The sequence below is a fragment of the Bacteroides xylanisolvens XB1A genome, from assembly GCF_000210075.1.
GTDB classification, from domain to species: Bacteria; Bacteroidota; Bacteroidia; order Bacteroidales; family Bacteroidaceae; genus Bacteroides; species Bacteroides xylanisolvens.
In genome coordinates, this window is sequence record NC_021017.1 from 931,851 (window position 1) to 943,575 (window position 11,725).

Below are 11,725 nucleotides of genomic sequence, written 5' to 3' on the forward strand. Positions count from 1 at the left end.
TAAGGGGAGTTTATTTGTTCCGACTAGAATCTCTATTTCAAAATTCTATATGGACAATGTATGAGTGTATGGACAAAATTATTAGTACACAGACACAAGACTAATATACAAATTAATATATTAGTATGAGTGTCCTCCTTCATCCATTTCTTTCTCGGTAATCTTATGCCGGTCGATACTACGCCAAGCGTAGAAAATATAAGCAATCACGAACGGAACAAGAATAGAAACATAAGCCATTGTCTTCAGTGTAAATTCACTGGAGCAGCTATTGGCTAATGTTAATGAGCTTTGCAGGTCAGTGTATGACGGATAATAGGCAGTGTTGTTATACCCTGCTACCAGTAGCAAAGACAAAACAGTCAGCACCGTACCGATTCCTGCAAACCAGATACCTTTATCAAAAGTCTTTTTAAGCAATGTCTTTCCGATACCGAAAAGAACCAGTACCACTCCAATCAGGAATAAAGCCAGCACTACCGGCATTTCGATAAAGTTTGTGAGATACTTGTATGGCTGCATATAAATCTCCTGTGTTTCCGGGTTAACAGCAAAGCCTTCGGACACCAATGTACGAATGACAAACGACAAAAAGAATACAAGGAACAAGACTGTGTTATTGCGTACTGCACGACGACATTTGTCGGTCAGTTCTTTGTCATCAATATTATTAATGAAATAGAGTGCTCCCAATACACGGGCAAGGAAGAAGACAGCCAATCCGAGAATTACATTCCAGATATTCGTCAACGCATCCAATCCGTGCCAGCCATTTCCCCAATGACTGATTACCGGCATAATAGTGTCTGTCATATTGGCCTTATTAATATAGAAATCAGAACCGGTGAAGAAAGTAGCCACCGCCCCGCCAAGTAACACAGGACCCACTACCCCATTAATCACCAAGAAAGTCTGATATGTCTTTTTACCTAACAGATTTCCTGCCTTACTCTGAAACTCATAACTGACAGCCTGCAATACAAAACTGAAAAGTATAATCATCCAAAGCCAATAAGCACCACCGAAACTGGTACTGTAGAACAACGGGAAAGAAGCAAAGAAAGCTCCTCCAAACGTCACCAACGTAGTAAACGTAAACTCCCACTTACGCCCGGTAGAATTCACCATCATCTTACGATGCTCTTCGGTTTTACCCAGACAGAACAATAATGAATTACCTCCCTGCACAAACAATAAGAACACGAGTATGGCTCCCAGCAAGGAAACGACAAGCCACCAATATTGTTGCAAAAATATATACATAAAATTCAAGTATTAAGTAATAAGTATTAAGTATTATGCGTCCGGTCCTTTCTTGATAGCTTTCACCATAATTCCGACACCTGCAATCAGCATCACTGTAAACAGGAGCAGGAAGATAAAGAACGTAGTTTGCACGGAGCTTACATCCAGTTTGGAGATAGCAGCCATCGTAGGCAACATATCACGGATAGCCCACGGCTGACGACCACATTCGGCAACCACCCATCCGGCTTGTCCGGCGATGTAACCCAAAGGAATTGTCAGCAGAGCAATCCAGTGCATCCAGCGCATCTTACTCAAATCCTTTTTATAGATAAAGAAAAGAACGACTATAAAGAACAGGATGAAATATCCGCCCAAGATTACCATTATACGGAATGCGTAGAAGTTGAGAGGAACATTCGGAACCAGTTGGTTCACGTCTTTGATATATCCGTAGCCAAAATAGGGAATATTTTCCTGCAATACATTATATGCAATCTTTGCATCCTCCTCGTGTCCGGCACTCTTTGCAGCACGATAGGCAGCTAATGCGCCGATAGCCGTTTTACCACGTTCTATCTTCTCGGCAGCAGAGAGAGCCTTCGATCCGTCTTTCAACTGATACCCACCTTCGATGATATTCGTAATGCCCGGAACGTAACCGTCCACATTACGCTCGGCAAGGAAAGAAAGCATACTCGGGATTTCAAAACGGAAGAGGAAAGGATCTTTCCCATCGTTGTAAGTCTTCTTTTCAGGGTTCAATACTCCTATTCCGACCAGACCGACATTCGTTCCGCCTTCATACAGACCTTCCACTGCTGCCAGTTTCATCGGTTGTGTCTGGGCAATCTGATAACCGGAACCGTCACCCGTCCAAACAGAAAGCAACGATGCTACCAATCCGAAGATTGCACCAATCTTGATACTGGCCAGTGCAAACTCACGATTTCGTTTCTTCAGCAAGTACCAACAACTGATACCGACCACAAAAATAGCACCCAACACCCAGCCGGACAATACCGTGTGGAAGAACTTATTGACTGCTACAGGCGAGGTAGCCACCGCCCAAAAATCGACCATCTCATTACGGACAGTGTCAGGATTGAATTCCATGCCTACCGGATGCTGCATCCATGCGTTGGCAACGAGAATCCACCACGCGGAAATCGTAGCTCCCAATCCCGTCAGCCAGGTGGAAGCCAAGTGGAAACGTTTACTTACTTTTCCCCATCCGAAGAACATGACCGCGATAAACGTAGCTTCCATAAAGAATGCCAAAATACCTTCAATAGCCAACGGAGCACCGAAGATATCCCCTACAAACCACGAATAATTGCTCCAGTTCGTACCGAATTCAAACTCCAGAATCAAACCCGTTGCCACACCGATGGCAAAGTTAATACCGAAAAGTTTCATCCAAAACTGGGCAGTCTTTTTCCAAAATTCGTTGCCTGTTTTATAATACAGCGTCTCCATGATTCCCATCACCACTGCCAGTCCGAGTGTGAGGGGAACAAAAATCCAGTGGTACATGGCTGTCATCGCAAATTGGGCTCTCGACCAATCGATCAGCGAGGTGTCAATACTTTCAATCATAATCCTATGTAGTTTAAGAGTTAAAAATCAGTAGATTTATTGGGGATGGCACGTTCTATCAGTTCATTTCCCACGTATGTACCTTTGTCGGCATCCGTTGGGTGGTCGCCGAGGAAATCAGGGAAAAAGAACATTTTGAGGATGAAGAACATGACGAATAATTTCAGCAAAATAATAACCCATAGGGTACGTCCTAAGGTCATACTACGGAAACCATCCAAATAGAAGTTCCAGATCGTAAGCAGTGTATTCTTCATATGTTTACGTTATAATTTGTAATGAGTACAAATATACATTTTTTATAATTAAAACAAACAAGTAGTCAAAAAAGTTGCAAGATTTGTCGTGTTTTTCTTCAAAAACCTACCTATCGACAGAAAAAAATCATTTAACGGCGAAATAACGTCATCCGTCTATCGTTTTTGCGGCATATATAATATGTACGTACCTTCGCTAACAGTAAATCAATAGAAGTATGAATATGATAAATGTAAGAAGATTGACAGTGATGACATTTCTTGGAGCAAGTATGCTGTCCGGCATATCTGCCCAGGTTTCTCCGCTGCAAGTCGATACGCTGAAAGAAACGAAAATCCCGGATCAATGGGACTTGCAGTCATGCATCGACTATGCAAAGGAGCAGAACATTACAATTCGCAAGAACCGGATCACTGCGGCCAGCACGCAGATTGATGTGAAGACAGCTAAAGCTGCCTTGTTCCCCAGTCTTTCGTTTTCTACCGGCCAACAGGTGGTGAATCGTCCGTACCAAGAGACAAGTAGCCGGGTGAGCGGTAGCGAGATTATCAGTAGCAACAGCAAAACGAGCTACAACGGTAATTATGGACTGAATGCTTCGTGGACTCTATATAATGGTAATAAACGGTTGAAAACCATCCAACAGGAGAAGTTGAATAATCAGATGGCCGAGCTGGATGTGGCGACTTCCGAAAATAATATTCAGGAGTCTATCACCCAAGTATATATCCAGATTCTTTATGCAGCCGAATCTGTGAAAGTAAACGAAAACACCCTGCAAGTTTCCATTGCGCAGCGCGACCGAGGACAGGAACTTCTGAATGCCGGAAGTATTGCCAAAAGTGACCTCGCGCAACTGGAAGCACAGGTGAGCACCGACCGATACCAACTTGTCACCGCGCAAGCCACTCTTGAAGATTACAAATTGCAACTGAAACAACTGCTCGAACTGGATGGGGAGAATGAAATGAACATCTACCTCCCTGCCCTGTCCGACGAAAATGTGCTGGCTCCGCTGCCTACCAAAAGAGATGTGTACATCAGCGCATTGAGCCTTCGTCCGGAGATTGAAGCGAGCAAACTGAATGTAGAGGCTTCTGAACTGGGTATCAATATCGCTAAATCGAGCTATTTCCCTACCATCAGCCTTAGTGCAGGAATCGGAACCAACCATACCAGCGGTAGCGATTTCACCTTCGGAGAACAAGTGAAGAACGGATGGAACAACTCTATCGGACTGTCTATCAGTGTGCCTATCTTCAATAACCGTCAAACGAAAAGTGCCGTACAAAAAGCTAAATTGCAGTACGAAACGAGCATGTTATCCTTGCTTGACGAACAAAAGGCACTGTACAAAACCATTGAAAGCCTTTGGCTGGATGCCAACAGCGCGCAACAGCGTTATGCTGCCGCAAACGAAAAGCTGAAAAGTACACAAATCAGCTATGAGTTGATTAGCGAACAGTTTAATTTGGGAATGAAGAATACCGTAGAACTCCTTACTGAAAAAAATAATTTGCTGCAAGCACAGCAGGAACAGCTTCAGGCTAAATATATGGCTATACTGAATACGCAGTTGCTGAAGTTCTATCAGGGAGATCAATTAGCAATCTAAATAAAAGCATAATAAACGAATGAAAACAAAAAAGATTATCCTAATCGCCGTGGCAGTCGTTGTGGTAGTGGGTGCAGGAATCTGGTTCTTTGCAGGTTCACCGGCCAAACACAAAGTCACGTACGCCACTGCTAACGTCAGCAAAGGCGATATTTCAAATTCGGTGACTGCTACAGGGACCATCGAACCGGTGACGGAAGTAGAAGTCGGTACGCAGGTGTCCGGTATCATCGACAAAATTCACGTAGATTACAACTCGGTAGTAACCAAAGGACAGCTGATTGCTGAAATGGACCGCATCACATTGCAAAGTGAACTGGCCTCACAGCAGGCAACTTACGATGGTGCGAAAGCCGAATATGAATATCAGAAGAAGAATTATGAACGCAGCAAAGGCTTGCACGAAAAGTCACTGATTAGTGATACGGACTTCGAACAGGCGCTCTACAATTATCAGAAAGCGAAAAGCAGCTATGACAGCAGCAAGGCATCGCTCGCGAAAGCGGAACGTAATCTGTCTTACGCTACCATTACTTCACCGATTGACGGAGTTGTTATCAGCCGTGATGTAGAAGCAGGACAAACCGTTGCTTCCGGATTCGAAACTCCGACTCTGTTCACCATTGCTGCCGACCTGACACAAATGCAGGTAGTAGCCGATGTGGATGAAGCGGATATAGGCGGTGTAGTGGAAGGTCAGCGTGCCAGCTTCACGGTAGATGCTTATCCGAATGATGTATTCGAAGGTGTGGTTACACAGATTCGTTTGGGCGACGCAAGCAGTACGAGCAACACGAGCAGCACTACCACCGTAGTTACCTACGAGGTAGTCATCTCTGCCCCCAACCCCGACTTGAAACTAAAACCGCGTTTGACGGCTAATGTAACGATCTATATTCTTGATAAAAAAGATGTGTTGTCCGTTCCGAACAAAGCCTTGCGATTCACACCGGAAAAACCGTTAATCGGCAATAATGATATAGTGAAAGATTGCGAAGGCGAACACAAACTTTGGACTCGCGAAGGAACTACATTCACCGCTCATCCGGTAGAAGTGGGAATCAGCAACGGCATATCCACCGAAATTATCAGTGGTATTCCTGAAGGGACAAAGGTGGTAACAGAAGCTACTATAGGTGTAATGCCCGGTGAAAACATGGGACCTGAAGGAAATATGGAAAATGGCGGAGAAAGAAGTCCGTTCATGCCGGGTCCTCCGGGAAGTAAGAAGAAAAAATAATTATTCAATGTGCCAATAACAAATTGGCGCATTAGCACATTATTGACGATGAAAAAAGTAATTGAAATACAAAATATCAAACGTAACTTTCAGGTAGGCGACGAGACCGTTCACGCATTGCGGGGCGTTTCGTTCAATATCAATGAAGGGGAGTTTGTCACCATCATGGGTACTTCCGGTTCGGGGAAGTCTACGCTGCTTAATATATTAGGCTGCCTGGACACCCCGACCAGCGGAGAGTATCTGCTCGACGATATTCCCGTACGTACGATGAGCAAGCCTCAACGTGCAGTACTAAGAAACCGGAAGATTGGATTCGTGTTCCAAAGCTACAACCTGTTGCCTAAAACAACGGCAGTGGAAAATGTGGAACTACCGCTGATGTATAACTCTGCCGTCAGTGCTTCCGAACGTCGTCGCCGCGCTATCGAGTCTTTACAGGCCGTAGGATTGGGGGATCGTCTGGAACACAAATCCAACCAGATGTCCGGCGGACAGATGCAACGGGTAGCCATTGCACGTGCCTTGGTCAACAATCCGGCAGTAATTCTTGCCGACGAAGCGACCGGAAACCTCGATAGCCGTACTTCCTTCGAGATACTTGTACTGTTTCAGAAACTTCATGCAGAGGGACGTACGATTATCTTTGTGACACATAATCCCGAGCTTTCGCAATATAGCAGCCGGAATATCCGTCTGCGTGACGGGCAGGTTATCGAGGATACTGCCAATCCGAAAATTCTGTCTGCCGCCGAAGCACTGGCGGCATTGCCGAAGAATGACGAGGATTAATTAATGTGATAAGGAGTAATGAAGTTATAAGAAGCAATTCATGTGATAAGGAACAATGAAGTTATAAGATGATATGCTTAGAGCATCACGCCAACATTTTACAGTCTCATAACTTTATAACCTTATAATAGCCTTATACCTTCAGAACCCCATTAATAACTCCATAACTTTATAAACATGAATGGAACTAATTTATTTAAGATAGCTCTCCGGGCATTGGCGAACAATAAGCTGCGTGCTTTTCTAACCATGCTCGGTATCATTATCGGTGTTGCTTCCGTCATCACGATGCTGGCTATCGGACAAGGTTCGAAGAAAAGCATCCAGCAGCAGATTTCCGAGATGGGATCGAACATGATTATGATTCATCCGGGAGCCGATATGCGTGGAGGTGTCCGGCAGGACCCGTCTGCGATGCAGACCTTGAAGCTTGCCGATTACGAGGCCTTGCGCGATGAGACCAGTTTCCTGTCTGCCATCAGTCCCAATGTCTCGTCATCGGGACAGCTTATTGCCGGTAACAACAACTATCCGGCTTCGGTGAACGGTGTCGGAACAGAATATCTCGATATTCGCCAACTGACTGTTGAGAATGGAGAGATGTTCACAGAAGCCGACATACAGAGTTCGGCCAAAGTGTGCGTGATCGGAAAGACCATAGTAGACAATCTTTTTCCGGACGGAAGTGATCCGGTAGGTAAGATTATCCGTTTCAGCAAGATACCTTTCCGTGTGGTAGGTGTGCTCAAAGCAAAAGGGTACAACTCTATGGGACAAGACCAGGATGCCGTAGTGCTTGCGCCATATACCACCGTAATGAAACGTCTGCTTGCCGTTACGTATTTGCAGGGAGTATTTGCCTCTGCCCTCACCGAGGATATGACGGACTATGCAACTGACGAAATCAGTACAATCCTCCGCCGCAACCATAAACTGAAGGCTTCGGATGATGATGACTTCACCATCCGTACCCAACAGGAATTGAGCACGATGCTCAACTCAACCACCGATCTGATGACCACACTGCTTGCTTGCATCGCAGGTATTTCGCTGGTAGTGGGTGGTATCGGGATTATGAATATCATGTATGTATCCGTTACGGAGCGTACCCGTGAAATCGGTCTGCGTATGTCTGTTGGCGCACGCGGGGTCGACATTCTAAGTCAATTCCTCATCGAAGCCATCATGATTAGTATCACGGGAGGTATTATCGGAGTGATTATCGGCTGCGGAGCCAGTTGGATTGTCAAGAGCGTAGCGCATTGGCCTATCTATATCCAGCCGTGGAGCGTATTCCTCTCCTTCGCAGTATGTACAGTTACAGGGGTCTTCTTCGGATGGTATCCGGCTAAGAAAGCAGCAGATTTAGATCCGATAGAAGCCATCAGATACGAATAAAATGGATAATTACCAATAAAAGAATTATCTTTGTCTTTATGAAACAAACCTTTACATCCGCACGTCGTCCCCTGGAAGTACTGATACACATTATCAGCTGGGGGATTATGTTCGGTTTCCCGTTCTTCTTCGTCGAACGTGGGAACGGGAACATTAATTGGATGGCTTATACACGCCACCTTGCCGTACCACTCTCTTTCATGATTGTGTTCTACGTGAATTATTTCATTCTTGTACCCCGCTATCTTTTCCAGAGTCAGGCCAAAAGATATGTGGTCTACAATATTATCTTTTTATGTGCCATCGGTGTGTTGCTTCATCTCTGGCAAAGTCTGACGTTCGATCCGTCATTCGCTCCCAAATCAAAAAGACCAGGGATGCCTCCGGGATGGTTGTTTTTCCTTAGGGATATGTTGAGTCTCGTATTCACTATCGGACTAAGTGCCGCTATCCGCATGAGTGCCCGATGGACACAGAACGAAGCTGCCCGAAAAGAGGCGGAACGGAACCGTGCGGAAGCGGAACTGAAGAACCTGCGAAACCAACTGAACCCTCACTTTCTGCTGAATACGCTGAATAACATCTATGCATTGATTGCATTTGATTCAGACAAGGCGCAACAGGCAGTTCAGGAGTTGAGCAAACTGCTTCGTTATGTGTTATATGATAACCAGCAGACATACGTTCCTCTCTGTAAGGAGGTCGATTTTATCCGCAATTACATCGAACTGATGCGCATCCGTCTGTCCGCCAACATGCAGATGATTACTAAATTCGATATTCAGCCCGACAGTCAGACGCTCATTGCTCCGCTTATCTTTATCTCTTTGATAGAGAATGCTTTCAAGCATGGCATCTCTCCTACTGAATCGAGTTTCATCAGTATTCATATTTTGGAGAATGATAAGGAAGTGATTTGTGAAATCCGCAATAGTAATCATCCTAAGACAGTGGAGGATAAGAGTGGCTCGGGCGTGGGATTGGAACAAGTCAGCCGTCGGTTGGAGATACTTTATCCCGGAGCTTATACGTGGTTGAAAGGCGTCTCAAAAGATGAAAAAGTATACGAATCGAGATTGAGTATCAAGATTAGAGAGTAGAAAGAAAGACGTTCAGTATAAAACGTCAAGTACAAATGTTTAGTATAAAGCGTCAAGTACAAGATTTTAGATATAAAACTTTAGATATAAAATAGTATGATGTTACGTTGCGCAATCGTTGACGATGAGCCTTTAGCTCTTAGCCTGTTAGAGAGTTATGTGAATAAGACTCCGTTCCTGCAACTTGCAGGAAAGTATTCCAGTGCGGTTCAGGCGATGAAAGAATTGCCGGGCGAAGAGGTCGACCTCCTGTTTCTGGACATTCAGATGCCGGAGCTTAACGGTCTGGAGTTCTCGAAGATGGTAGATCCGCATACCCGTATTGTATTTACCACCGCTTTCGGACAGTATGCCATCGACGGTTATCGTGTCAACGCACTCGATTACCTGCTGAAACCAATCTCATACGTTGATTTCCTGCAAGCTGCCAACAAAGCTCTCCAATGGTTCGAACTCGTGCAGAAACCGGAAGAGATAGACAGTATCTTTGTGAAAAGTGACTACAAACTAGTACAAGTGGACTTGAAGAAAATCATGTATATCGAAGGACTGAAAGATTACATCAAAATATATACGGAAGACGCTCCCAAACCTATCCTGTCACTGATGAGTATGAAAGCCATGGAAGAGCTCTTGCCATTCAGTCGTTTCATACGTGTGCACCGCTCCTTCATCGTACAGAAAGATAAAATACGTGTGATTGACCGCGGACGTATCGTGTTTGACAAGACATATATTCCTATCAGCGATAGTTACAAGCAAGTTTTTCAGACTTTTCTTGACGAAAGGAGCTGATTATTCATTATTTTATCGGTAAAAAGTGATTTTTGTCGATTATAGTTTGCCAAAATCCGTTTTATATCTACCTTTGCAAAGAACAGAAAGGGATTGTGAAATTCCAAGAATAGAATAGTTTAGTTAAGTCTAGTTTAGTTTTTGTGTTGATCGGAAGCCTGCGAGCGAGCATGAGCTTCCGATTTTTATCTTATTGATATACAGCATATTAAAAACACAATCGAACTATTTTTCCTATCAATTAGTAGTCTATAATAGAGAGCAAAAACGTCACTTTTGACGCTATAAAATGGTCGGATTATGGTCGGAAAATTCCCCGATTAGAATCTGATTATAAGTAAATTACAATAGGATGTTAAAAAAATAATGGTCGAAAACGCCATTTTTACCCTAAAAACACAAATTATGGCTACATTAACATTGGTAATAGTTCCCGCAAAAAGGTTATCAGACGGGACACACAAAATAAGAATTCGAGTCGCACACAACTCTGAAACGAGATTCATCACCACGGATATAGTGGTAAGGGAAAACGAGTTTAAGAACGGTAAAATAGTACACCGTCCAGACAAGGATTTTCTCAATACAAAATTACAACAGCTATACAACCTTTATTTCAAGCGATACATGGAACTGGACTACCCTGATTCGCTCACGTGCACGCAATTAGTCAAAATGATAACTAACCCGTTAAACGGAGAAAAGCATCGTAAGTTCGAGGATATCGTGGATGAATATCTGTCCCAAATAGATGAAGAAGAACGTACCAAGACATACAAACTCTATCGGCTAGCCACAAACAAGTTTATGCAATTCATCGGGAACGGTTCTCTCATGGAACATATTACCCCTATCAGAATGAACCAGTACATATCATGGCTCAAAAAGACAAAGCTGTCAAGCACCACAATCAACATCTACATAACCCTGCTAAAGGTTATCATTAACTATGCTATAAAGATGAGATACGTTACCTACGATATCGACCCTTTCATTACAGCCAGGATTCCATCAGCCCAAAAGAGAGAAACCCAAATTACAGTGGAAGAACTCAAGACAATCAGGGATGCAAATTTAGAGCATTACAATCTCAACGTCACACGGGACATTTTCATGCTTACTTATTATCTTGCCGGCATGAACCTAGTAGACATACTAGCATACGATTTCCGGACGGATGAAATAAACTACATCCGAAAAAAGACCAAAAACACCAAAGAGGGGGACTCCCTGATTTCCTTTTCCATTCCCGAAGAAGCAAAGCCCATTATAAAAAAGTATATGAAAAAGAATACAGGGAAAATTATATTCGGGAAATACAAGAACTATACCTCCTGCTATAACCTGCTGGCTAGGAAAATCAGCCAACTGGGCAAGGTGGCAGGAATCAGGCATAAATTCACCCTGTATTCAGCCCGCAAATCTTTCGTCCAACATGGATATGACTTGGGAATTCCTCTTAGTACACTGGAATACTGTATCGGGCAATCAATGAAAGAAGATAGACCAATCTTCAACTATGTCACAATAATGAGGAAACACGCTGATAAAGCAATCAGGGAAATACTTGACAACTTGAAAAATGAATAATCATATATAAAATAAATCACTAAAAATTTGCATAATAAGCAAACGCTTATTATCTTTGTAGTGTCAAATAAGAGTTCTTAATTTTAATGTTTA

At 43.6% G+C, this 11,725-nt stretch carries 10 protein-coding genes; 7 read left to right on the forward strand and 3 right to left on the reverse strand.

Annotated features, from left to right (window positions below):
* Positions 1–120: 120 nt before the first annotated feature.
* From cydB to BXY_RS03810, 3 genes are read right to left on the reverse strand one after another with little or no spacing between them, the layout of a single operon-like run.
* A complete protein-coding gene (gene cydB, locus BXY_RS03800; protein ID WP_004313357.1) occupies positions 121–1,263 on the reverse strand; it encodes a cytochrome d ubiquinol oxidase subunit II in 1,143 nt (380 codons plus the stop codon).
* A 33-nt stretch (positions 1,264–1,296) separates the two neighbouring features.
* Complete coding sequence (locus tag BXY_RS03805) at positions 1,297–2,844, reverse strand: cytochrome ubiquinol oxidase subunit I (protein WP_004313358.1); 1,548 nt, start codon at positions 2,842–2,844, stop codon at positions 1,297–1,299.
* A gap of 20 nt (positions 2,845–2,864) precedes the next feature.
* Complete coding sequence (locus tag BXY_RS03810; protein WP_015531247.1) at positions 2,865–3,101, reverse strand: DUF4492 domain-containing protein; 237 nt, start codon at positions 3,099–3,101, stop codon at positions 2,865–2,867.
* A gap of 218 nt (positions 3,102–3,319) precedes the next feature.
* Between BXY_RS03810 and BXY_RS03815 the strand changes: the two genes are divergently transcribed.
* The 7 genes from BXY_RS03815 (at position 3,320) to BXY_RS03845 (ending at position 11,632) form a co-directional block, all read left to right on the forward strand.
* Entirely contained in the window at positions 3,320–4,717 is a 1,398-nt protein-coding gene (locus BXY_RS03815) for a TolC family protein (RefSeq protein WP_015531248.1), read from the forward strand.
* Between the two features lie 19 nt (positions 4,718–4,736).
* On the forward strand, positions 4,737–5,957 hold the full coding sequence (locus BXY_RS03820; RefSeq protein ID WP_015531249.1) for an efflux RND transporter periplasmic adaptor subunit: 1,221 nt from the start codon (positions 4,737–4,739) through the stop codon (positions 5,955–5,957).
* Positions 5,958–6,005: 48 nt separating this feature from the next.
* Complete coding sequence (locus BXY_RS03825; protein ID WP_004313363.1) at positions 6,006–6,749, forward strand: ABC transporter ATP-binding protein; 744 nt, start codon at positions 6,006–6,008, stop codon at positions 6,747–6,749.
* 177 nt (positions 6,750–6,926) lie between these two features.
* Entirely contained in the window at positions 6,927–8,147 is a 1,221-nt protein-coding gene (locus BXY_RS03830; RefSeq protein WP_015531250.1) for an ABC transporter permease, read from the forward strand.
* Between the two features lie 38 nt (positions 8,148–8,185).
* A complete protein-coding gene (locus tag BXY_RS03835) occupies positions 8,186–9,247 on the forward strand; it encodes a sensor histidine kinase (RefSeq protein WP_015531251.1) in 1,062 nt (353 codons plus the stop codon).
* A 96-nt stretch (positions 9,248–9,343) separates the two neighbouring features.
* A complete protein-coding gene (locus tag BXY_RS03840) occupies positions 9,344–10,042 on the forward strand; it encodes a LytR/AlgR family response regulator transcription factor (RefSeq protein ID WP_015531252.1) in 699 nt (232 codons plus the stop codon).
* 366 nt (positions 10,043–10,408) lie between these two features.
* Positions 10,409–11,632, forward strand: coding sequence for a tyrosine-type recombinase/integrase (locus BXY_RS03845; protein WP_004318751.1), 1,224 nt, complete (start codon positions 10,409–10,411; stop codon positions 11,630–11,632).
* Positions 11,633–11,725: the final 93 nt, after the last annotated feature.